The following is a 23,270-nucleotide window of genomic DNA, read 5'->3' on the forward strand; positions in this document are numbered from 1 at the left end:
AGAGGCAGGACCCATGGCAAACGTGCAAAGCGGAAAAATGATCGTCGGTCTGGATATCGGCACTTCCAAGGTGGTTGCGCTGGTAGGCGAGGTCGCGGACGACGGCACGCTGGTCATCGTCGGGATCGGTACCCACCCGTCCCGTGGCTTGAAAAAAGGCGTGGTGGTGAACATTGAGTCCACCGTGCAATCGATCCAGCGCGCCATTGAAGAAGCGCAGCTGATGGCCGGTTGCCGGATCCACTCGGCGTTCGTCGGTGTGGCAGGTAATCACATCCGCAGCCTGAACTCCCACGGCATCGTGGCGATTCGTGACCGTGAAGTCAGCTCCGCTGACCTTGAGCGCGTGCTCGACGCGGCGCAGGCCGTGGCGATCCCGGCCGACCAGCGTGTGCTGCACACCCTGCCGCAGGATTACGTGATCGATAACCAGGAAGGCGTGCGTGAGCCCCTGGGCATGTCCGGCGTGCGCCTTGAAGCCAAGGTCCACGTGGTGACCTGTGCCGTGAACGCCGCGCAGAACATCGAGAAATGCGTACGCCGTTGCGGCCTGGAAATCGACGACATCATCCTCGAGCAACTGGCCTCGGCCTACTCGGTACTGACTGACGACGAGAAGGAACTGGGCGTGTGCCTGGTGGACATCGGCGGCGGTACCACCGACATCGCGATCTTCACCGAAGGCGCGATCCGCCACACGGCAGTGATCCCGATTGCCGGTGATCAGGTCACCAACGACATCGCCATGGCCTTGCGCACTCCGACCCAGTACGCCGAAGAAATCAAGATCCGCTACGCCTGCGCCCTGGCGAAACTGGCCGGTGCCGGTGAAACCATCAAAGTGCCAAGCGTTGGCGAACGTCCTCCGCGCGAGTTGTCCCGCCAGGCGTTGGCCGAAGTGGTCGAGCCGCGTTACGACGAGCTGTTCACGCTGATCCAGGCTGAGCTGCGTCGCAGTGGCTACGAAGACCTGATCCCGGCCGGCATCGTGCTGACCGGCGGTACGTCGAAGATGGAAGGCGCGGTCGAACTGGCCGAAGAGATTTTCCACATGCCGGTGCGCCTGGGCGTGCCCCATGGCGTCAAGGGCCTGGATGACGTGGTCCGCAACCCGATTTACTCCACCGGCGTGGGCCTGTTGATGTACGGCCTGCAGAAGCAGTCCGACGGGGTTTCGTTCTCGGGCATCGGCAGCCGCGACAGCTACAACAGCGACGAGCCGAAGGCGCCGCTTTTCGAGCGGCTCCAGGCTTGGGTGAAAGGCAATTTTTAGCAACAGGTTTAAAGCTTCAAGCGACGAGCCTCTGGCTTGGCACTGGAAGATGCAACAAACGCAGTAGGCGAAAAAACTAGAGAATGAAAGGAGAGGGAAAATGTTCGAACTCGTAGACAACATCCCCGCTAGCCCGGTTATCAAGGTAATCGGTGTCGGCGGTGGCGGCGGCAACGCTGTCAACCACATGGTCAAGAGCAACATCGAAGGCGTCGAATTCATTTGCGCCAACACTGATGCTCAAGCGCTGAAAAACATCGGCGCGCGAACCATCCTTCAACTGGGTACCGGCGTGACCAAGGGCCTGGGTGCCGGCGCCAATCCCGAGGTTGGCCGTCAGGCTGCCCTGGAAGACCGCGAGCGCATCGCTGAAGTCCTGGCTGGCACCAACATGGTGTTCATCACCACTGGCATGGGCGGCGGTACCGGTACCGGTGCGGCGCCGATCATCGCCGAAGTAGCCAAGGAAATGGGCATCCTCACCGTTGCGGTGGTGACCCGTCCATTCCCGTTCGAAGGCCGCAAGCGCATGCAGATTGCCGATGAGGGCATCCGCGCGCTGAGCGAAAGCGTCGACTCGTTGATCACCATTCCCAACGAGAAGCTGCTGACCATCCTGGGTAAGGACGCAAGCCTGCTGTCGGCTTTCGCCAAGGCCGATGACGTACTGGCCGGTGCCGTTCGCGGTATCTCCGACATCATCAAGCGTCCAGGCATGATCAACGTCGACTTCGCCGACGTACGCACCGTGATGTCCGAAATGGGCATGGCGATGATGGGCACTGGCTGCGCCAGCGGTCCGAACCGTGCTCGCGAAGCCACCGAAGCGGCTATCCGCAACCCGTTGCTCGAAGACGTCAACCTGCAGGGCGCCCGTGGCATCCTGGTGAACATCACCGCCGGTCCGGACCTGTCCCTGGGCGAGTACTCCGACGTGGGTAGCATCATCGAAGCGTTCGCTTCCGACCACGCCATGGTCAAGGTCGGCACCGTGATCGATCCTGACATGCGTGACGAGCTGCACGTGACCGTGGTTGCCACTGGCCTGGGCGCGAAAATCGAGAAACCGATGAAGGTGATCGACAACACCGTTCAGACCTCCCTGGCATCGCAGCCGCAGCAACAAGCAGCCGCTCGTCAGGAACAACCCGCGGTGAACTACCGTGACCTGGACCGTCCGACCGTCATGCGCAACCAGGCTCAGGCCGGTGCTGCGACTGCCGCGAAGATGAATCCGCAAGACGATCTGGATTACCTGGACATCCCGGCATTCCTGCGTCGTCAGGCCGATTGATGAAATGTATCAGGGGGATACGGGTGATTGGTGTTCAGCAAAGGTCTGGTCTGCTATTATCGCCAGCCTTTGTTGATACCAGTTCGCAATTTGCGCTGAAGCGGCCCATGCCATGATTAAACAACGCACCCTGAAGAATATTATCCGTGCCACAGGTGTCGGCTTGCACTCCGGCGAGAAGGTCTACCTGACCCTCAAGCCCGCGCCTGTCGATACTGGCATCGTGTTTTGTCGTGCCGACCTCGACCCTGTGGTGCAGATCCCTGCTCGCGCGGAAAACGTTGGTGAAACCACTATGTCGACCACACTGGTCAACGGTGACACCAAAGTGGATACGGTGGAGCATTTGCTCTCGGCCATGGCTGGCCTGGGCATCGATAACGCCTACGTCGAGCTCTCCGCGTCCGAAGTCCCGATCATGGATGGCAGTGCCGGACCCTTCGTATTCCTGATTCAATCGGCTGGCCTGGAAGAGCAGGACGCAGCCAAGAAGTTCATCCGTATCCTGCGGGAAGTGACAGTGGAAGACGGCGACAAACGCGCCACTTTCGTGCCTTTCGAAGGTTTCAAGGTGAGCTTCGAGATCGATTTCGATCACCCGGTTTTCCGTGACCGCACCCAGAGTGCAAGCGTGGACTTTTCCAGTACTTCGTTCGTAAAAGAAGTCAGCCGCGCCCGTACCTTTGGTTTCATGAGTGACATCGAGTACCTGCGCAAGCACAACCTCGCACTCGGCGGCAGTGTTGAAAACGCGATCGTGGTCGATTCCGATGGTGTGTTGAACGAGGACGGCCTTCGTTATGAAGACGAATTCGTCAAGCACAAGATTCTCGATGCAATCGGCGACCTCTACCTGCTGGGCAATAGCCTGATTGGTGAGTTCAAAGGCTTCAAGTCCGGCCACGCGCTGAACAACCAGCTGCTGCGCAAGTTGATTGAGCAGAAAGATGCTTGGGAAGTCGTGACGTTCGAAGACGCCAGCACCGCACCAATCTCTTACATGCGCCCTGTAGCGGCCGTGTAAGCATAAAAACCTCTCTAGTTTTTAAAGGCTGCCTTCGGGTGGCCTTTTTTTATGGCTGCTTTCTGGGACGTTTGTGGCAATAGGGGTAATGCTGTTTTTTGAGTTGAGTTGAGTTGGGGTACATATCCGTTTCTGCGGTAATGGCCACTGGCGGTTCCGCCCTTACGGCGGGTCACTTTCGAAAAGCGCGAAAGTAACCAAAGCGCTCATGCCCCACCACTAGGTGCCTCGCTTAGGCTCGGCATGCCCTCACTCCGGCATTGCTCCGTGGGCCCGCCGCGAAGGACCATCCATGGTCCAGCGCGGCTATCCCGGCATCCATGCCGGGATGCCCACTCCACAATGCCTGCGTTCGGCCAGCGTGGTTAACGGGGCGCCGAGATCAACGTCCACCGCGAGGCGGCCTGACAGCCGGCCTGGTTCTTTCGGTCGTACACCTGTCAGATCTGTGGGAGCAAAGCTTGCTCGCGAAGGCGGCCTGACAGCCGGCCTATTTCTTGTGGTAGTACTCCGATCCAATTGTGGGAGCGAGCCTGCTCGCGAAGAGGCCGGCACATTCAACATCCTCATTGACTGAACCACCGTCATCGTGAGCAGGCTCGCTCCCACAGGATGAACGCGGTCATCAAAAAACAGGTCGGCTGTCAGGCCGCCTCGCGGAGGACGTTGATCTCGGCGCCCCGTTACCGCAGCAATGGATACACACCTACCCAAATCGGTCGAACAGCCACATGGAAGGGGCCATTACATCGCACAAACCACACGATTGCGCCCACTGGCCTTGGCCTGGTATAGCGCCTTGTCAGCAGCGAACATGAGCTGCTCGAGTTCGCCATAAGGTCCTTGGGCCCAGGTGGCAATGCCAATGCTGACGGTCATGGGGGCTGCGCCAGGAATGAAGGGGGGCAACTGTTCCACCGCTTCGCGAATGTTCTGGGCCATGGTAAAGGCTCCGGCGGTGGTGGTTTCCGGCAGTACCACCGCGAACTCCTCACCGCCGTAGCGCGCTGCCAGGTCGGCCGGTCGGCGGACATGCCTACCGATCAGATGCGCCAGGGTGCGCAATGCCTCATCACCACTTGGGTGGCCGTGGCGATCGTTGAATGCCTTGAAGTGATCGGCATCGATCATCATGACTGACAGCGGTTGGCCCGAACGCTGGGCCCGCAGCCATTCCTGTTGCAGCGTTTCGTCCAGAGTCCGGCGGTTGGCCAGGCCCGTCAGCGAGTCGATGGACGCCAGTTGCGCCAGTTCCCGTTCAGCATGGTGGCGCCGCCTAAGTTCATGACGCAGCAGCCAGGTGAGCCAGAGCAAACCGATGCACAATGCCCCCGTAGCACCGCTGACCAGCAGCGCCGTGCGTTTCCAGGAGGCGAAGACTTCATCGGAGGAGAGCGCTACCACCACGATCAAAGGCAGGTCGCCCACTTGGGAGAAGGTGTACAGGCGCGGCTTCTGGTCCTGACCGGATACGCTGGTGAAGCTGCCGTTGCCTTCGCGCAGGATGCGCATGAAGTTCGGGCGGTTGCTGAAATCCTTGCCAATCAGGTCCTCGGCCAGGGGCGGCTCCTGGGCCAACAGAAAGCCTTCGCTGCTCACCAGATTGACTGTGCCGCCATGACCGATGTTCAGGCTCTTGAACAATTGGTTGAAATAGTTCAAGCGCATCGCGGCTTCCGCCACGCCCAGGAACTCCCCTTGTTCGTCGTTTAGTCTGTAGCTGAAACTGATACGCCAGTCCTGCGCGGCACTTCTGGAGCGAAACGGGCGACTGATCATCATGCCCGGGCTTGGGTTATGGACATGGGACTGGAAGTATTCCCGGTCGGCGTAGTTGCCCTTTCGTGGCTCGATCGAGGCGGAGTCGGCGACTACATTGCCGCGCTTGTCGAGCAGCAGGATGTCGCCTTTATAGGGGGCGGCGGTGGCACGGTCGAAGAGGGCCAAGTGGCGAATCGTCGGCGAAACGTCTTTCAGGTCGTTGCGTTGGGCGGCGGCGACCAAACCTTGTAGCGACAGATCGTAGAGCTCCACGTTGCGCAGCACGTCGGCATCAATCAGTTGCACGATATTGGTCGCCGAACGTGTCGCGGCTTGTTGGGCGGCGGCGTATTCGCGGATCAGCAGGAAGGTCACGATGCTCAGGATGGCAATGACAACCAACGAACTGGCCAGTACGAGTACCCGTTCCGAGCGTATCGAAAACGGGGTATTGCCGGGTGTCGCACTGCTCGCGCTCATGGTTCCGATGTCTGCATTTGTCATGTGGCTGGGATCCGTCCCAAAGGGTTGCATAACCGGCAATGCACCAGATGCTGGCCTTTTGCTGATTGTGCTTGGATCGGTGAGAGCGGGCAATCAGTGTTCGCGCAATAACGCGTGAGCGCTGCCGAAGGCGGAGATCTTTTTACTTTGCTTGATTTGGCTTTCATCCAGCATTCAATCGCCTGGAATTCATCCCAATACGATCTACACAGCGTGGGGTGTCAGGCCGGCAAGCGGATCCCGAAGGTATTCACGCCCCGGTCACTGCGCACGAAGACATCCCCGCCGTGCATCAGCGCAATCGCCTTGACGATGGCCAGCCCCAACCCGTGGTTGGCGCCACTGTTGCTGCGGGAGGCATCTACCCGGTAGAACCGTTCGAACAGGCGTGGCAGGTGTTCATCGGCAATCGGTTCGCCGGGGTTGGTGACGGCGAGGGTGATCTGGTCGCCCAGGGCCTCAATGCGCACATTGATCACTTGCCCCGGGGCGGTGTGTCGCACCGCGTTGCTCAGCAGGTTGATCAGTGCGCGGCGCAGGTGGGCGATCTCGATGTTGGCCTGGGCGTCACCGCTGACCCTGACCTGGACCTGGGCGTCTTCGAGGATGAAGTCCAGGTAGTCGAGGGTGGTCGCCACTTCGCCGGCCAGGGAGGTGCTGGTGAGTTTGGTGGCTTTGTTGCCCTGGTCGGCGCTGGCGAGGAACAGCATGTCGTTGATGATCGAGCGTAGCCGCTCCAGCTCTTCGAGATTCGATTGCAGCACCTCGAAGTAATGTTCGGCCGAGCGCCCACGGGTCAGCGCCACCTGGGTCTGGCCGATCAGGTTGGTCAGGGGCGAGCGCAGTTCATGGGCGACGTCGGCGTTGAACGACTCCAGTCGCGAGTACGCCTGTTCGACCCGGTCGAGGGTGGCGTTGAAGGAACTGACGAATTGACTGAGCTCCGGCGCCAACGGTGACATCTGCAAGCGCCCGGACAAGCGCGGTGGTGTCAGGCGTCTGGCCTCATCGGACAGTTTGATCAGCGGCTTGAGGCCGATACGCGCTACCCAGTAGCCCAGCAAGGAGGCCAGGATCACCCCGACAATCGCCAAGCTCACCAGTGCCACGAGCAAATAGTGTTGGGTCTGGTAGAACGTCTGGGTGTCGATGCCGATCATGAAGCGCAACGGTGGACGCTGGTCCTTGGCCGGGAACTGGCTGACGAGCACTTTCATCGGGTATTGCTGGGCCGCCAGTTTCAGGTCGCGCTTGCCCAGCGAACCTTCGGCGAAGGCACGAATCTGTGGATCGGGGTTGCCATATTCAAAGCGTGGATCGCCACTGACGATCCAGAAGTGAATGCGTTTGTCTTCCTCTCCCAGCAGGCGCAACTTGTTATTGATCTTCACCCAGTGCTCGGGTGTGCCGTAGCGACCGACCGTGGATTCGAGCACGCTGTAGCGCGCATCGAGTTCGGCTTCCGGCAGCAGGCCCAGACCCTTTTCGACTTGCTGGTACAAGGCTCCGCCGATCAACAGGAACACCAATGCCGCCACCAGCGTGAACATGCCGCTCAGGCGCAGGGCAATACTGTCGGGCAAAGTCACTCTCTGCTCTCCAGCACATAACCCATTCCACGAATCGTGTGCAGCAGTTTCTGTTCGAACGGCCCGTCGAGCTTGGCCCGCAAGCGTTTGATGGCCACTTCCACCACATTGGCGTCGCTGTCGAAGTTGATGTCCCAGACCATTTCGGCAATGGCGGTTTTCGACAGTATTTCGCCCTGGCGACGTGCCAGGACGCTGAGCAGCGAGAACTCCTTGGCCGTCAGGTCCAGGCGTTGGCCTGCGCGGGTGGCCTTGCGGCTGATCAGGTCGATCCACAGGTCGGCGATGCTGACCTGCACCGGTTCATGACTGCCGCTGCGGCGGGTCAGGGCTTGCAGGCGGGCCACCAGCTCCAGGAAGGAGAACGGCTTGCCCAGGTAATCATCGGCGCCGTCTCGCAAGCCCTTGATGCGGTCTTCGACCCGTTCACGGGCGGTGAGCATGATCACCGGGGTCTGTTTGCGGGCGCGCAGGGCCCGCAGCACGCCGAAGCCGTCCAGGCCTGGCAGCATGACGTCCAGCACGATCACCGCGTAGTCGCTTTCCAGCGCCAGGTGCAGCCCCTCGACGCCGTCCGGCGCCACATCTACGGTGTAGCCCTGTTCGCTCAGGCCGCGATGCAGATAGTCCGCGGTTTTTTCTTCGTCTTCGATGATCAGAACGCGCATGGCCCCGCCTCAGTCTGTGGTCGCCAGCGTCGTCGGCGCAGGTCCGGGCTGCTGGACGGGCCGATGAAACAGTCGCTCGAGCCATAAGTATATGACCGGTGTAGTGAACAACGTCAGCGCCTGGCTCACCAGCAGGCCGCCGACCACTGCAATGCCCAACGGCTGGCGCAGTTCTGCGCCGGGGCCGGAGCCGAGCATCAGCGGCAGGGCGCCCAGCAGGGCGGCCAGGGTGGTCATGATGATCGGGCGAAATCGGGTCAGGCATGCCTGGAAAATCGCTTCCTGGGGCGTCAAGCCACCCTTGCGCTGAGCGTCGAGGGCGAAATCGATCATCAGGATGCCGTTTTTCTTGACGATGCCGATCAGCAGCACCAGTCCGATCAGCGCCATGATCGAAAAATCCTGGCCCAGCAACCACAGCATGACCAGCGCGCCGAGGCCGGCCGAGGGCAGGGTGGAGATGATCGTCAACGGGTGTACGAAACTCTCGTAGAGCACGCCGAGGATGATGTACACCGCCAACAGCGCGGCGAGGATCAGCCATGGCTGGCTGGCCAGGGAGCTTTGGAACGCCTGGGCCGCGCCCTGGAAGTTGCCGGTAATGGAGGCCGGCATGCCGACCTCGTTCTTGGCCTGGTCGAGCATGCGCACCGCATCCCCCAATGCCACGCCGGGCGCCAGGTTGAACGACAGATTGGCGGCCGGGAACATGCCGTCGTGGGCAATGGACAGCGGGCCGTTGGTCGGCGCATCGAAGCGGGCCAGGGCCGAGAGCGGGACCATCTCTCCACTGAGCGGCGAGCGCAGGTAGAAATAGGCCAGGCTCTCGGCCTTGCCGCGTTGCGCGGTGTCGAGCTCCAGGATCACGTTGTACTGGTTGGTTTCAGTCTGGAATTCGTTGATCTGCCGCTGGCCGAAGGCGTCGTACAGGGCCTGGTCGACATCGCTGGCGGTGAGGCCAAAGCGCGCCGCCGCGCTGCGGTCGATGTTGATGTGGGTGATGCTGCCGCCCAGTTGCAGGTCGTTGGAGATGTCCCGGAACGCGGGGTTACCGCGCAGCCTGTCGGTGAGTTTTTGTGTCCAGGTGTTGAGCGTCGGTCCGTCGTTGCTCTTGAGCACGTATTGATACTGGGCGCGGCTCGGACCGGGACTGAGGTTGATGTCCTGCCCGGCCCTCAGGTACAGCACCACGCCGGGGATGCCCAGCAGTTTGGGGCGGATCCGGTCGATGAACGCGCTGGCCGACACGTCACGCTGATCCTGGGGCTTGAGGGCGATCCAGAAGCGACCATTGGCGATGGTCTGGTTGGAACCCGAGACGCCGACAGCGTGAGAAAAGCTCTGCACCGCCGGGTCGGCGGCGACGATCTCGGCCAGGGCCTTGTGTTTGGCCACCATGTCCGGGAATGACACGTCGGCGGCGGCTTCGCTGGTGCCCAGCACCAGGCCGGTGTCTTGTACCGGGAAGAACCCCTTGGGAATGAATACGTAGCCCGCCACTGCCAGCGCCAGGGTCACGCCGAACACGCCGATCATCAGCCTCTGATGGGCCAGGGCCCAGCGCAGTGTCCGTTCATACCCACCCAGCAGGCGTTCGCCGAAACTTCGCTTGCCGTGGGCATGAGGCGTCGGTGCGCGCATGAACAGCGCAGCCAGGGTCGGTGCCAGGGTCAGGGACACCACCACCGAAATCAGGATGGTCGAAGTGGCGGTCAGGGCAAACTCCTTGAACAGACGCCCGACCACGCCACCCATGAAGAGCAGGGGAATGAACGCGGCTATCAGCGAAAAACTGATGGAGATCACCGTGAAGCCGATTTCGCCAGCTCCTTTGATCGCCGCTTCGCGCATGCCATCACCCGCCTCCAGGTGCCGGTGAATGTTCTCCACCACTACAATCGCATCGTCCACCACGAACCCGACCGAGATCACGATAGCCACCAGGGTGAGGTTGTTCAGACTGAAGCCCATCACATACATCAGGGCGAAACTGGCGATCAGCGACACGCCCAGGACCGCTGAGACAATCAGGGTCGCCGAGAGCTGGCGCAGGAACAGCGCCATCACCGCCACCACCAGCAGCACCGCGATCAGCAAGGTGATCTCCACCTCATGCAGCGAAGCGCGGATAGTCTGTGTACGGTCGTTCAGTACCTTGACTTGCACGGCCGCGGGCAGCATGGCTTCCAGGGTCGGCAAGGCTGCCTGGATGCGGTCGACGGTGTCGACGATGTTCGCCCCCGGCTGACGGAAAATCACCAGGTTGAGCCCCGGTTGCTCATCGGACCAGGCCTGAATGTAGGCGTCTTCCGAACCATTGATGACTTTGGCGACGTCCTTGAGATGAACCGGTGCCCCATCCTTGTAGGACACGATCAACTCACCATATTCCTCCGGCTGAAACAGCTGATCGTTGGTGGACAGGGTGGAAACGCTCGACTCGCCGTAAAGCGCCCCCTTGGCCAGGTTGAGGCTGGCCTGCTGGAGCGCCACGCGAATGTCGGCCAGGGTCAGACCGATGGCGGCGAGTCGGTCCGCCGAGGCCTGTACCCGGATCGCCGGACGTTGCTGGCCGGTGATGTAGATTTGTCCCACGCCATCGATCTGGCTGAGTTGCCGGGCGAGCAGGGTTTCGACGTAGTCGCTCAATTCGGTGCCGGGCATCAGGCTGGAACTGATGCTGAGGATCAACACCGGGCTGTCGGCCGGATTGACTTTGCGCCAGGTGGGCAGGTTCGGCATGTCCTGGGGCAGTTTGCCGGAGGCGGTATTGATGGCCGCTTGCACTTCCTGGGCGGCGGTGTCGATGCTTTTGTCCAGGCTGAACTGCAAGGTCAGGTTGGTCGAGCCCAGGGCACTGCTGGAGGTCATCTGGGTAATGCCGGAAATGGCGCTGAATTGCACTTCCAGTGGGGTCGCCACCGACGAAGCCATGGTTTCGGGGCTGGCGCCGGGCAACAGAGCCCTGACCTGGATGGTCGGGAATTCCGCTTCAGGTAACGGCGCGACAGGCAGGCGAGGAAAGGCGATCAATCCCAGCAGTATCAGGGCGAAGGTCATCAGGACCGTGGCGATGGGATGGTCGATGCACCACGCCGAAACCGAACCGCGGCCCTTCATGGTTTTGGCTCCGACACATTGGCCTGGGCCACTGGGTCACCGAGCACCTGGATGCGGCTGCCCGGCTTGAGCCGTGACTGACCGTCGCTCACCAGTTGATCGCCCGCGCTCACCCCTTTGATGATGTGCAGGTCACTGTCCTGGTACACCATCACCACCGGTACGCTCTCTACCTGGTCGCCGGTGATTCGGTACACGAAAGGTTGCTCCAGGCCGCGCTGAACCACGGTCGGTGGAACCACCAGGGCGTCCTTGTCGAGTGCGGTCTGGATTTTCAATGTCACCAACTGCCCTGGCCATAGCCGTTGCGCGGCGTTGCTGAATTCAGCCTTGGCCCGCAGGGTGCCGGTGTTGGCGTTGATCTGGTTGTCGATCAGGCTCAGGCGGCCCTCGCCGAGCATTTCACCGGAGGTCCCATCAGCGCCTATGTAGGCCTGGACCAGCGCTTGCTCGGGGGCGGCCATCAACCGTTGCAAGGTGGGCAGCATTTGTTGGGGCAGGGCGAACTCCACTGCGATCGGGTCGATCTGGGTCACGGTGAACAAGCCCTCGGTGTCGCTGGTGCGCAGGAAGTTGCCTTCGTCCACGTTGCGAATGCCGACGCGACCGGTCACCGGGGAGCGGATCCGGGTGTAGGACAACTGCACCTGGGCGGCATCGATGGCCGCCTGATTGCCCTGGGCGGTGGCCTTGAGCTGGTTGACCAGTGCCTGTTGCTGGTCGTAGGTCTGTTTCGATACGCCGTCGTCGACACTGAGCAATTTGTAACGCTTGAGATTGACCTGGGCGACCGCCAGTTGTGCCTGGCTTTCACCGAGTTGGGCCCTGGCCTGGTCAAGGCTGGCGCGGATCGAGCGGTCGTCGATGGTGGCCAGCAGTTCCCCCTTCTTGACCTGTTGCCCTTCCTTGACCAGCAGTTGAGTGAGGATGCCGTCGATCTGCGGGCGGATCACCACGCTGTGCAGTGACAACACCGTGCCGATGCCACTGGCAAAGCGCGGCACATCCTTTTGCACCACGCTGATGACTCTTACCGGCACGGCCACGGGCGCGCCGGGTTTGGCGGTGACAGGCTTCATGACATACCAGAGGGCGACAGCCGCCAGAGCGACCAGGAGCGCGACGAGCAAGACGGGTTTTTTCTGGATGTGCATGGATGTGGGAGGCCGGTTCAGGACAGAGGGATTTTTATCTTTCTTATATAGCGTTGTGTGGTGGTCAGGAAGGTGACGCCTAACTGACGGGCTTGTCAGTTTTGTCCCGACTTGCTGTCAGACGAGTGAAGGGCCGATTGAATCCGCCCTGCGCGCGCTGGTATCGGGCGGGTATACTGCCGACTTTCGCGGCTCGCTCTCCGGGCCCGACTTGCACGCATTACCCGGAGCTTTACATGACTTCCCCAACACCTTCGCCCGCGGACGAACGCCCGAACGGCGAACAGGCCGACCGGCCCGACAGCGATGTTTCCAGCGGCGAGAGCGTCAACGCGATCCCGACCTTCAAGTTTCCGTTCAAGCCCGGTGAGCTGGCCGCGGCCAAAGGGGCCGGGCAGCAGCCTTGGTACAAGAACGGCGCGAAGAACGGTCATACCAAGACCCCTGGCGCCGCGCCTCCCGGCACGCGTCGCTCGATGGGCAAGCGCTGATATCACCCTTGGAGCACGGGCGCGAAATCAGTTCGCGACCCGTGCACCGGCCAGACTGCCACTCAACTCATAGGCCGTCAGTTCGGCCTGGTGCGCCGCGAGGATTTCCGGCAGCGAGCCGCGCAGGTACTCGACCCAGGTCTTGATCTTCGCATCCAGGTACTGGCGCGAAGGATAGATGGCGTAGAGGTTCAGTTCCTGGGAGCGGTAGTTGGGCATGACCCGCACCAGCGTGCCATTGCGCAAGCCCTCGATGGCGGCATACACCGGCAACACGCCCACGCCCATGCCACTGGTGATCGCGGTTTTCATGGCATCGGCGGAGTTCACCAGGAACGGTGAGTTGCTGATGGTGACCATCTCTTGGCCTTCGGGGCCGTCAAATACCCATTTCTCCAGCGGAATGACCGGGCTGACCAGGCGCAGGCAGGCGTGGTTGAGCAGGTCGCCGGGTTTCTGCGGGCAGCCGCTGGCTTTCACGTAGGCAGGTGATGCGCAGACGATGCTGTAGGTGATCCCCAGGCGCTGGGAGACAAAGCCCGAGTCCGGTAATTCGCTGGCCAGTACGATGGAAACGTCGTAACCCTCGTCCAGGATGTCCGGCACACGATTGGCCAGGGTCAGGTCGAAAGTCACGTCGGGATGGGTTTTACGATAGCGGGCGATGGCATCGATCACGAAATGCTGGCCGATGCCGGTCATGGTATGGACCTTCAACTGCCCGGCAGGACGTGCGTGAGCATCGCTGGCCTCGGCTTCAGCCTCCTCGACATACGCCAGGATCTGCTCGCAACGCAGCAGATAGCGTTTGCCGGCCTCGGTCAGGGCGATGCGGCGGGTGGTGCGGTTGAGCAGGCGGGTTTGCAGATGGGCTTCCAGGTTGGAAACCGCACGCGAAACGTTGGCTGTGGTGGTATCCAGTTGCACGGCAGCGGCGGTGAAACTGCCCGCTTCAGCAACACAGCTGAACGCACGCATGTTTTGCAAAGTGTCCATGGGAGGCTCTCTTGGGAGATGGCAAATTGTGACACGAAGTTACAGCGCCGCGGACCCCGACTAATGGATTATCGCAGTAACGGTAACAAAGATTCGCAGAAAGGTCGGCTTATCGCCGTTCGATGGGGTGCCTAGAATTGCGGCCAATCCTGGATCGCTGATTGCTGTGGGAGCGAGCCTGCTCGCGATGGCGGCATCACATTCCCCTCAATGTGTCTGCCTGGACGCTATCGCGAGCAGGCTCGCTCCCACAGTTGCGTCACCGGGCATTCAGCCTCTTCACGCCTCCCCATCTCAGGAATTTTGCGCAAGTGCCGCGTTGCATCAGCAGAGAGCTGAAGACTCTCAGTGTTTGGCTTTTAACGTTCACCATCAGCGGTTGCATCGGCACGGGAGGGATTGCGCCGCAAGGCCAGGCATTGTCGGCCAATCAACTGGCCACCGATGAAGCGATCCGCGAGGCTGCCGGTGATGCTCACTGGCCCACCGGCCAGTGGTGGAATGCCTATGGCGACCGGCAACTGGATCGCTGGATCGACCTGGCCGTGCATGACAGCCCGAGCCTGGCCCTGGCCGCTGCCCGCGTGCGGCAGGCCAAGGCCATGGCCGGTGTCGTCGAGGCTGCCGAGTCGCTACAGATCAATGGTCAAGCGACCCTCAAGCGCCACAACTGGCCCACCGATCAGTTCTATGGCCCTGGCGAGTTGGCCGACACCACCACTTGGGACAATAACGCGGGCCTGGGCTTGAGCTATGCGCTGGACCTGTGGGGCCGCGAGCGCAACGCCAGTGAGCGGGCCGTCGACCTGGCTCATGTCAGCGTGGCCGAGGCGCGGCAGGCGCAGTTGGAGTTGCAGAACAACATCGTGCGCACCTATATCCAGTTCGCGTTGCACTATGCCCAGCGCGATATCGTCGTGGCGACCCTCCATCAGCAGGAGCAGATTCTCGAACTGGCGCAAAAGCGTCTGGACGGCGGCATCGGCACCCATTTCGAAGTCAGCCAGGCCCAGGCGCCATTGCCTGAGACCCATCGGCAACTCGACGCCCTCGACGAAGCCATTGCCTTGAGCCGCAATCAACTGGCGGCGCTGGCGGGCAAAGGGCCAGGAGACGGGGCGCGGCTGCAGCGTCCGACCCTGGCCCTCGGTGCGCCCTTGAAGTTGCCGTCGGCCTTGCCCGCCGAATTGCTCGGCCAGCGTCCGGACGTGGTGGCCGGGCGTTGGCAAGTGGCCGCTCAGGCGCGGGGTATCGATGTCGCGCGTGCCGGGTTTTATCCCAATGTCGACCTGGTGGGCAGTATCGGCTACATGGCGACCGGTGGCGGGGCGCTGGAGTTCTTGACCGGCAAGAAGCTCAACTACAGCGTCGGACCGGCCATCACACTGCCGATTTTCGACGGTGGGCGCCTGCGCTCACAGTTGGGGGAGGCGGCGGCCGGTTATGACATCGCCGTGGCCCACTACAACCAGACGCTGGTCGATGCACTCAAGAGCATTTCCGATCAGTTGATCCGCCGTGAGTCCATGGACAAACAACACGTCTTCGCTGCTGAGTCGGTGGCCGCCGCGCAACGCACATACGACATCGCGATGGTTGCGTTCCAGCGCGGGCTCACTGACTACCTCAACGTGCTCAACGCCCAAAGCCTGTTGTTCAAGCAGCAACAGGTGCAGCAGCAAGTGGAGGCGGCGCGCCTGACGGCCCACGCCGACCTGGTGACGGCGTTGGGCGGTGGCCTGGACGCCGGCAAGGACCTCCCTGACTTGAGCCATGTTGAGTAGTTCTATTGTGATGTCTTTATTCGCTCCTGCCCGCTGGCTGTACCGCCTCGAATGGCGCCGTGGTTTCTTCGACTGGGCTCGCAGCGACGGTGTGACGTGGGTCTACATTTTCAAAGTGCTGCTCGCCGCCTTCCTGACATTGTGGCTGGCGATGCGTCTGGAGCTGCCGCAACCGCGCACCGCCATGATCACGGTGTTTATCGTCATGCAGCCCCAGAGCGGGCAGGTGTTCGCCAAGAGTTTCTATCGCTTGCTCGGCACGCTGGCCGGCTCGGCGGTGATGGTGGCGCTGATTGCCTTGTTCGCCCAGAACACCGAACTGTTTCTGGGCAGCCTGGCGATCTGGGTCGGCGTCTGTTCAGCGGGCGCGGCGCGTTATCGCAACTTCAGGGCCTATGGTTTTGTGCTGGCCGGCTACACCGCGGCCATGATCGGTCTGCCGGCCCTGGCTCATCCGGAAGGCGCGTTCATGGCGGCGGTCTGGCGTGTGCTGGAAATTTCCCTGGGGATTCTCTGCGCGACCCTGATCAGCGCCGCGATCTTGCCGCAAACCGCCAGTGCCGCCATGCGCAACGCCCTGTACCAACGCTTTGGAGTGTTCGCCCTGTTTGTCACGGATGGCTTGCGTGGACGCAGCAAACGCGAGGCATTCGAGGCGCGTAACGTCGGCTTCATTGCCGAAGCCGTGGGCCTGGAAAGCCTGCGCAGCGTGACGGTGTTCGAAGACCCGCACATGCGTCGGCGCAACGGTCGGCTCAGCCGCTTGAACAGCGAGTTCATGGGCATCACCACCCGATTCAACGCCTTGCACCAGTTGCTCGAACGTCTACGCAGCCGCGGGGTGGATCATGTGGTGAATGCCATTAAACCGGGTTTGCAAACGTTGGCCGAGTTGCTGGACGGTTTTAGCGCCCGCGCCCTGACCGATAAAGATGCCGCGCGCCTGGCGGCGGAGTTGGCAACCTATAAAGCCGATTTGCCGGCACAGGTCCGCAGGCTGCGTGGGGTGTTCGAAGAAACAGATCCGAGCGAGGCAGAACGGCTGGACTTTCACACCGCTTACGAGCTGCTGTATCGCTTCGTCGATGACTTGCACGGCTACGCCCAGACCCATGCGTCGCTGGCTGATCATCGCCACGAACGCGAGCAATGGGACCAACCTTTCATGCCGCAGACCAACGGTCTGGCGGCTGCGGCGTCGGGGTTTCGGGCAGCGTTCATCCTGCTGGTGCTGGGCAGCTATTGGGTCGCCACGGCCTGGCCGAGCGGTGCGACCATGACGATGATTGCCGCCGCCACGGTGGGCTTGTCGGCCGCCACGCCCAACCCCAAACGCATGGCGTTCCAGATGGCGTGTGGCACGCTGCTCGGGGCCTTGATCGGTTTCGTCGAGATGTTTTTCATCTTCCCGCTGATCGATGGCTTCCCCTTGCTCTGCGTGATGTTGGCGCCGGTGATCATGTTGGGCTCATTCCTCAGCTCGCGACCGCAATATGCCGGGGTCGGGTTGGGGTTGTTGATCTTCTTCTGCACAGGCTCGGTGCCCGACAACCTGACGGTCTACAACCCCTACACCTTCATCAACGATTACCTCGCGATGATCCTTGGCATGCTGGTATGTGCCGCTGCCGGGGCAATCATTCTGCCGCCCAACAGTCGCTGGTTGTGGCGCCGGCTCGAACAAGACCTGCGCGAGCAGGTGGTGTTTGCCATCAGCGGCCGGCTCAAGGGCCTGGCCTCGGGCTTTGAAAGTCGCACCCGGGACTTGCTGCATCAGGCTTATGGACTGGCGGCGGGGCAACCTGGGGTGCAGCGGGATCTGTTGCGCTGGATGTTTGTGGTCCTGGAAGTCGGCCACGCGATTATCGAATTGCGCAAGGAACAGGCGATCTTGCCCGTGCATCCGGCCTATGCTCCAAGCCAGCCCTGGCGCCAGGCGATCCGCGTGATGGGGCGGGCGCTGGTGCGGCTGTTTCGTCAGCCCGGCCAGAGCAATCTGGAGCGCGCCCTGCTGGCGGTCGACCATGCCATCAGCCGCGTACAGGCCAGTGACGAACCCTTCGCCCCGCATTTCGACACATCAGCCCTGCGCCGGGTGAAAAGCTACCTGCATTTCATCCGCACCTCGCTGTTGGACCCGCAATCGCCATTGGCGGCCTACGCCAGGCCGCTGCCCCAGGAACCCGAACATGCCTCGTGAAATCGCCTTCCATGGCGTGTACATGCCCACCATGACCTTGATGTTTTTCATCGCCGCCGCCCTGGCCTGGGCCCTGGATCGTTTTCTGTCGGGGTTGGACCTGTACCGCTTCTTCTGGCACCCGGCGCTGCTGCGCCTGAGTCTGTTTACCTGCCTGTTTGGCGCGCTGGCGCTGACGGTCTACCGTTGAGATCAATGCGATGAAAAAGTTTTTCAGCCTGCTTGCGACGCTGTTGGTGCTGGCCCTTGCCCTGTGGATCGGCCGGGTGTTGTGGGTGCACTACATGAACACTCCGTGGACCCGTGATGGTCGGGTACGCGCCGACATCATCAACGTCGCCGCCGACGTCAGTGGTGAGGTGGTCGAGGTACCGGTGCGTGATAACCAGTTGGTAAAAAAGGGCGACCTGCTGATGCGCATCGACCCCGAGCATTACCGCATTGCGGTGAAACAGGCTCGCTCTTTGGTGGCCTCGCGCAAGGCGACCTGGGAAATGCGCAAGGTCAACGCTCATCGGCGTGCCGACCTGGACAGCCTGGTGATCTCCCGGGAAAACCGTGACGACGCCAGTAACATTGCCGACTCGGCCCTGGCCGATTACCAGCACGCCCAGGCGCAACTGGAGGCTGCCGAACTGAATCTGGCCCGTACCCAGGTCCGCGCGGCGGTGGACGGTTATGTCACCAACCTCAACGTGCATCGGGGCGACTATGCGCGCATCGGCGAGGCGAAAATGGCCGTGGTGGACATGAATTCGTTCTGGGTCTACGGCTTCTTCGAAGAAACCAAGCTGCCCAAGGTGCGGGTCGGTGATTCGGCGCAGTTGCAGTTGATGAGCGGCGAGGTGCTCAAGGGGCATGTGGAAAGCATCTCGCGGGGCATCTACGACCGTGACAACCCCGCAAGCCGCGAGTTGATCGCCGATGTGAACCCGACCTTCAACTGGGTTCGCCTGGCGCAGCGGGTGCCGGTGCGGATCCATATCGACGAAGTGCCGGACGGCGTGCTGCTGGCGGCGGGGATGACCTGTACGGTGGTGGTCGATCCCAAACCGAGCGCTGACGCCCACGGATAATTGTGGGCGCGAGCCTGCTCGCGATAGCGGTGTTTCAGTGGGCAAGGAGGTTGGTTGTGCCGTCGCTATCGCGAGCAGGCTCGCTCCCACAGGGTTTCATGCGTGTTTACCCTGTGTTTTACAGCGACCCACCCAACCCGAACCGCTTCATCAAGCCTTTTTCCAGCAACCCCTTGGGCAGCAAACCGGCCATCAACGGCAACGCCCGGCTGCCATTGCCCAAGCGCAGCAGGCGCGGGGGCCTGGGTTGCTGCACGGCCTTGAGCAGTCCTGCGGCAAAATCGCTGGCCGGGGTCGGGTTGTCCTGGGACGCCTTGGCGCGGCTGCGGATGCCGTCGCGCAGAGGCCACCAAGGTGACTGTTCGCTGATCAGTTGCTCGGCTTCATGGCCGGCATTTTTGGCAAAGCTGGAGGCGATGGCGCCGGGCTGGACTTCCATCACGCGGATCCCGAACGGTGCCAGTTCCATGCGCAGCGCATCGCTCAAGGCATGCACCGCCGCTTTCGAGGCGCAATAGGCGCCAGCAAATGGCGTCACCAGCACGCCGGAAACGCTGCCGATGTTCACCACCAATCCCTTGGCCCGGCGCAGCACCGGGAACAGTGCGCGGGTCACTCCGACGACCGCGAACACGTTGGTTTCGAACTGGCGCTGCATGGCCGGCACACCACCGTCCAACAATGGACCCATGGCGCCGTAACCGGCATTGTTGATCAGTACATCGAGACCGCCGTGTTGTTGGTTGATGCGTTCGCTCAACTGTTCCAAGGCCGGGCCATCATTGACGTCCAGTTGTATGGCGGTAAACCCGGCAGCACTGAGCAGCGCCACGTCCTCATCCTTGCGTGCACTGGCCCATACTTGATAGCCGGCGGCCTTGAAGGCATCGGCGAGGGCGCGGCCGATGCCGCTGGAACATCCGGTAATCAACGCAACGGGCATAACCATTCCTTATGCAAACAGTGAGAGGGGATCAGTTGGAGAAGCTGCCTTGCAATCGTTCGGCGCGAAACTCCAGGGTTTGTGGGCGGTAGCCGGGACGCAGTGGCGGCAGGGGCAGGCAATCCTGCCAGTCCGCGCCGGGCTGCAACTCGCCTGGGCCTCTGTAACGAGGTGCGGTGTACTGATTGTCGGCCAGGTTGATGGTGTCGCCGGGTGCATACGCCGCGATTCGCCAGCGCAGTTCGATCAGCGGTACATCGTTGCCATTGGTCATGTTCAGCAACAGCGGACGGTCGGCCGGGCAGCGTTCGGGGGCGTAAGTGACGCGCAGATCCAGGCGCGCCAGTTGCCGGGTTTCGCGGTTGTCCTCCCAGAGTACCCACGCGGCCACCAGTCCCAACCCGACGAACGCCGCCAGGGACACCGGCAACGCCTTGGCCGGATAGCGCAGCAGCAGGATGAGCCAGGTGATGACCAGCAAGACGCCGATAAGCATGGTTGAAGCCTCCGTTACCGTCACACCATCCTACCGGAGGGGGCGGGCCGTGGGTATTCATCCGTCTCGGGCCGTCGGTCGCCGCTGTCATATCTGACAGTAGGCAAGGGTTGTCTGCCCTTGTTAGATGCCGTTTACGACGCAGCGGTGCTACGACCAAGAGGTCTGATTAGATGGGCATGGATCAGAGAACCCCGAGGCTGATGGCCTTTGACCCAAGGAATTTACCGGTTCGTTCGGTCGACTATTGGCGCAACATCGAGAACGGGCCCAGGCAAGAGCGCGTCACTCGCAGCCTTTTCGATGCCGCCGGTCGTTTGGCAAAACAGTGGGATCCTCGATTGTGGCGCTTGCAACAAGACGATCAGTCGGCGCCGGCCAACCTTACGACGGTTTATTCGCTGTCCGCTGCCGCGCTGCGTACCGATAGCGTCGATGCGGGCAGGCAGATCGATCTGCCTGGGCTCGCCGGCGAGGGTTTGCGGGCGTGGGACGGTCGGGGCACGCATCGCGAGGTGGGCTACGACGACCTGCTCCGTCCCGTGGTGGTGCTCGAACAAGGCACCGGGCAACTGCGACGATGCATGGAGCGGTTGAAGTACGGCTCCCCGGGCCGGGGCGATCGCGACCATAACCAGTACGGGCAGTTGATCCGCCACGATGACCCGGCGGGTAGTGTGCTGCTGGAGTCGTTTTCCCTCACCGCGCAAAACCTTGTCCAGAACCGTCGCTTCATCCTTGATGCCGTCACTCCCGACTGGCCGGCACTGGAAGCTGATCGAGAATCCTTGCTCGAGCCCGGCGACGGTGCTCTATCAACGTGGCGCCTTGGTCCGCAGGGTGATGTGCTGGAGCAGGCTGATGCCAGGGGAAATCGGCAGAGACGGAACCTGACACTCGATGGCCGGTTGCGTGAAAATCACTTGTTATTAAACGGGCAGGACACATGGCAGCCGCTGGTCACGGATATCCGTTACAACGCCGAGGGGCAAATAGAGCAAGAAACGGCCGGTAACGGCGTGCAGACCACACTTCGATACAGTCCCGATGATGGCCGGTTGATGGAACGCCACGCCAGGTGCGCTGATCAGGTGCTGCAAGACCTGTTCTACACCTATGACCCCATGGGTAACGTGCTGAGTATCGAGGACAAGGCTCTGCCGGTGCGCTACTTCGCCAATCAGCGTGTCGAGCCCGCGAGCCGTCTCACGTACGACAGTCTCTATCAGGTGACCGAAGCCAGCGGCTGGGAGGCGGGCGCTGCCAATCAGGGACCGCAGTCCGTTGGTCGCGTCGACCCGGCGGCGGTGAGCAATTACCGGCAGACCTATCGCTACGACGAAAGCGGCAACCTGCTGGAGCTGACCCATGTCGGTGCTCAGAATCATGGCCGCCAGTTGCAAGCGGCCCGCTACAGCAATCGCTGTTTGCCGTACCGCAACGGCGTGCCCCCAACGGAAGATGAAATCTGCGCCGCGTTCGATGCGCGGGGCAATTGTCTGGAGCAGGACGAGGGGCGTTTCCTGGCTTGGGATCTGCGCAACCAGTTGAGTTCGGTCACTTCAATCGAGCGCGCCTCGGGGCTCAATGACCGCGAGGTCTATGTTTACGATGGCAACGGTCTGCGCGTTCGCAAATTGCGCACGCTGCAAGCCGGTGCCCGGACGCTGGCCGCCGAGGTGCGTTATTTGCCTGGGTTGGAACTGCGTGCCGACAGCGGCACCGGGGAGTCTCTCCAGGTCATCATCGTCCAGGGTGGGCTCAACAGTGTGCGGGTATTGCATTGGGAAAGCCCATCACCTGCGGGGGCCAATGACCTCTATCGATACAGTTTTACCGACCACTTGGGTTCGACCAGCCTGGAGCTTGCCCAGGACGGGCGAATCATCAGCCGCGAGCACTTCTATCCTTTTGGCGAGACCGCGTACCTGGCCGGGGAAGATGTGATCGAGGTCAGTTACAAGACGGTTCGTTACTCGGGCAAGGAGCGGGATGCGACAGGGTTCTATTACTACGGCTATCGCTACTACATGCCCGGTCTGCAGCGCTGGCTGAATCCGGACCCTGCGGGAGATATCGATGGGCTGAATCTGTACGCGATGGTGAGCAATAACCCGCTGACTTTTCGGGACGCCGACGGGCTCAACAAGACTGGCAAGTACGAAATAGAAGTGGGCGTAAAAAACCGACTGAAGCTCACAGCGGCAGCGCTTACGAGCAGGGTTGGCGTGTTCAAGGAAGCCACAGGAAAGTTCAGCGATGTGAATGACTTCAAAGTGGTGGAGGTCGGTGCATTCAATGACTATCTGGTGGGAGGGGATGAGGTCAAACAGAATCTACAACGCTACAAGCAACGCTATAAAGCCCTCTCCAGCGAAACATCGAGTTCGAAGGTCGTTGGGCAACCTTCAAACTTCGGTCTGGGGGCAAGCATTTCCAGTTACATGTTGCGCAGTGCCAATGATGTATTCGTGGACGAGCCGATCGATCCGGACGCGTTGAACAGGCACCCTGATTTCGTCGTTGAGCGGCGCTTTTTCGCGGTCATGAAAAAATCCGACAAGTTGAAACCACCTGAAGAGCGACAGATTTATGGTCTGGCCGAATTGAACGCGTTTACAACGAAGGGAAAAACCGAAGTGGATGTTGTGCAAGTGGTCGTCCACCCTGAAACCCAGGATGGCGGGACCTTGAAGAAAGAGGCGTTGGCGCAGGCCACCTCAGTGGCGCGACTGCCGATCCTGAAGGGGGTGGGGACATTCTTGACGGTGCATGCAATCAAGGCCATTTCGAAGGGCGCGGACATCAGAAAAATCAGAACGGACGCGGTCAATCCGCGCTCGGCCAGGATTGCCGAAAAGTTTGATGCCAAGCGAGTGGTCAATCAATAAAAAAGC

General features: G+C 61.4%; 17 protein-coding genes. 9 read left to right on the forward strand and 8 right to left on the reverse strand.

Annotated features, from left to right (window positions below):
- Positions 1-13: 13 nt before the first annotated feature.
- The 3 genes from ftsA (at position 14) to lpxC (ending at position 3,591) form a co-directional block, all read left to right on the forward strand.
- Positions 14-1,273: a cell division protein FtsA gene (gene ftsA, locus PSEUDOMOFG3G_RS03160; RefSeq protein WP_076383614.1), complete on the forward strand. Its 1,260-nt coding sequence runs from the start codon at positions 14-16 to the stop codon at positions 1,271-1,273.
- 100 nt (positions 1,274-1,373) lie between these two features.
- A complete protein-coding gene (gene ftsZ / locus PSEUDOMOFG3G_RS03165; RefSeq protein WP_047228824.1) occupies positions 1,374-2,567 on the forward strand; it encodes a cell division protein FtsZ in 1,194 nt (397 codons plus the stop codon).
- A gap of 112 nt (positions 2,568-2,679) precedes the next feature.
- Positions 2,680-3,591, forward strand: a complete 912-nt coding sequence (lpxC, locus tag PSEUDOMOFG3G_RS03170) for a UDP-3-O-acyl-N-acetylglucosamine deacetylase (protein ID WP_030139673.1) — start codon at positions 2,680-2,682, stop codon at positions 3,589-3,591.
- A gap of 744 nt (positions 3,592-4,335) precedes the next feature.
- Here lpxC and PSEUDOMOFG3G_RS03175 read toward each other — a convergent pair.
- The 5 genes from PSEUDOMOFG3G_RS03175 to PSEUDOMOFG3G_RS03195 all read right to left on the reverse strand — a co-directional run bounded on the left by PSEUDOMOFG3G_RS03175 (position 4,336) and on the right by PSEUDOMOFG3G_RS03195 (position 12,387).
- Positions 4,336-5,832: a sensor domain-containing diguanylate cyclase gene (locus PSEUDOMOFG3G_RS03175; RefSeq protein WP_139049260.1), complete on the reverse strand. Its 1,497-nt coding sequence runs from the start codon at positions 5,830-5,832 to the stop codon at positions 4,336-4,338.
- A gap of 245 nt (positions 5,833-6,077) precedes the next feature.
- Entirely contained in the window at positions 6,078-7,445 is a 1,368-nt protein-coding gene (locus PSEUDOMOFG3G_RS03180; RefSeq protein WP_171061319.1) for a heavy metal sensor histidine kinase, read from the reverse strand.
- Complete coding sequence (locus PSEUDOMOFG3G_RS03185; protein WP_047228825.1) at positions 7,442-8,113, reverse strand: heavy metal response regulator transcription factor; 672 nt, start codon at positions 8,111-8,113, stop codon at positions 7,442-7,444. The genes PSEUDOMOFG3G_RS03180 and PSEUDOMOFG3G_RS03185 overlap by 4 nt, the downstream gene beginning before the upstream one ends.
- A 9-nt stretch (positions 8,114-8,122) precedes the next feature.
- Positions 8,123-11,233, reverse strand: a complete 3,111-nt coding sequence (locus PSEUDOMOFG3G_RS03190; protein WP_139049189.1) for a multidrug efflux RND transporter permease subunit — start codon at positions 11,231-11,233, stop codon at positions 8,123-8,125.
- Positions 11,230-12,387 carry an efflux RND transporter periplasmic adaptor subunit gene (locus tag PSEUDOMOFG3G_RS03195; protein ID WP_139049190.1) on the reverse strand — a complete coding sequence of 386 codons (1,158 nt, stop codon included), beginning with the start codon at positions 12,385-12,387 and terminating at the stop codon, positions 11,230-11,232. The genes PSEUDOMOFG3G_RS03190 and PSEUDOMOFG3G_RS03195 overlap by 4 nt, the downstream gene beginning before the upstream one ends.
- A 236-nt stretch (positions 12,388-12,623) precedes the next feature.
- On the opposite strand from PSEUDOMOFG3G_RS03195, the gene PSEUDOMOFG3G_RS03200 reads away from it, so the two are divergent.
- A complete protein-coding gene (locus PSEUDOMOFG3G_RS03200; RefSeq protein WP_047228828.1) occupies positions 12,624-12,878 on the forward strand; it encodes a hypothetical protein in 255 nt (84 codons plus the stop codon).
- Between the two features lie 27 nt (positions 12,879-12,905).
- Here the strand turns inward: PSEUDOMOFG3G_RS03200 and PSEUDOMOFG3G_RS03205 are convergent, their stop codons facing one another.
- Positions 12,906-13,874: a LysR family transcriptional regulator gene (locus tag PSEUDOMOFG3G_RS03205; protein WP_047228829.1), complete on the reverse strand. Its 969-nt coding sequence runs from the start codon at positions 13,872-13,874 to the stop codon at positions 12,906-12,908.
- 311 nt (positions 13,875-14,185) lie between these two features.
- Between PSEUDOMOFG3G_RS03205 and PSEUDOMOFG3G_RS03210 the strand changes: the two genes are divergently transcribed.
- Genes PSEUDOMOFG3G_RS03210 through PSEUDOMOFG3G_RS03225 form a run of 4 tightly spaced genes read left to right on the forward strand, consistent with a single transcriptional unit; the run spans position 14,186 to position 18,934 of the window.
- Positions 14,186-15,658 (forward strand): efflux transporter outer membrane subunit, encoded by a 1,473-nt coding sequence (locus tag PSEUDOMOFG3G_RS03210; RefSeq protein ID WP_139049191.1) that lies wholly within the window; start codon positions 14,186-14,188, stop codon positions 15,656-15,658.
- Positions 15,659-15,665: 7 nt separating this feature from the next.
- Positions 15,666-17,858, forward strand: a complete 2,193-nt coding sequence (locus PSEUDOMOFG3G_RS03215; protein ID WP_139049261.1) for an FUSC family protein — start codon at positions 15,666-15,668, stop codon at positions 17,856-17,858.
- The gene (locus tag PSEUDOMOFG3G_RS03220) at positions 17,848-18,048 is read left to right on the forward strand and encodes a DUF1656 domain-containing protein (protein WP_024617598.1); all 201 of its coding nucleotides are present in this window, start codon (positions 17,848-17,850) and stop codon (positions 18,046-18,048) included. The genes PSEUDOMOFG3G_RS03215 and PSEUDOMOFG3G_RS03220 overlap by 11 nt, the downstream gene beginning before the upstream one ends.
- Positions 18,049-18,058: 10 nt before the next feature.
- On the forward strand, positions 18,059-18,934 hold the full coding sequence (locus PSEUDOMOFG3G_RS03225; RefSeq protein ID WP_047228832.1) for an HlyD family secretion protein: 876 nt from the start codon (positions 18,059-18,061) through the stop codon (positions 18,932-18,934).
- 118 nt (positions 18,935-19,052) lie between these two features.
- Here the strand turns inward: PSEUDOMOFG3G_RS03225 and PSEUDOMOFG3G_RS03230 are convergent, their stop codons facing one another.
- Together PSEUDOMOFG3G_RS03230 and PSEUDOMOFG3G_RS03235 are read right to left on the reverse strand one after the other, a co-directional pair.
- Positions 19,053-19,877 (reverse strand): SDR family oxidoreductase, encoded by an 825-nt coding sequence (locus PSEUDOMOFG3G_RS03230; protein WP_139049192.1) that lies wholly within the window; start codon positions 19,875-19,877, stop codon positions 19,053-19,055.
- Between the two features lie 31 nt (positions 19,878-19,908).
- A complete protein-coding gene (locus PSEUDOMOFG3G_RS03235) occupies positions 19,909-20,373 on the reverse strand; it encodes a multidrug transporter (RefSeq protein WP_139049193.1) in 465 nt (154 codons plus the stop codon).
- A 173-nt stretch (positions 20,374-20,546) separates the two neighbouring features.
- Here PSEUDOMOFG3G_RS03235 and PSEUDOMOFG3G_RS03240 point away from each other — a divergent pair, with 173 nt between their 5' ends.
- Complete coding sequence (locus PSEUDOMOFG3G_RS03240; RefSeq protein WP_139049194.1) at positions 20,547-23,264, forward strand: RHS repeat domain-containing protein; 2,718 nt, start codon at positions 20,547-20,549, stop codon at positions 23,262-23,264.
- Positions 23,265-23,270 lie beyond the last annotated feature (6 nt).

Source organism: Pseudomonas sp. FG-3G (assembly GCF_901007645.1).
GTDB classification, from domain to species: Bacteria; Pseudomonadota; Gammaproteobacteria; order Pseudomonadales; family Pseudomonadaceae; genus Aquipseudomonas; species Aquipseudomonas rhizophila.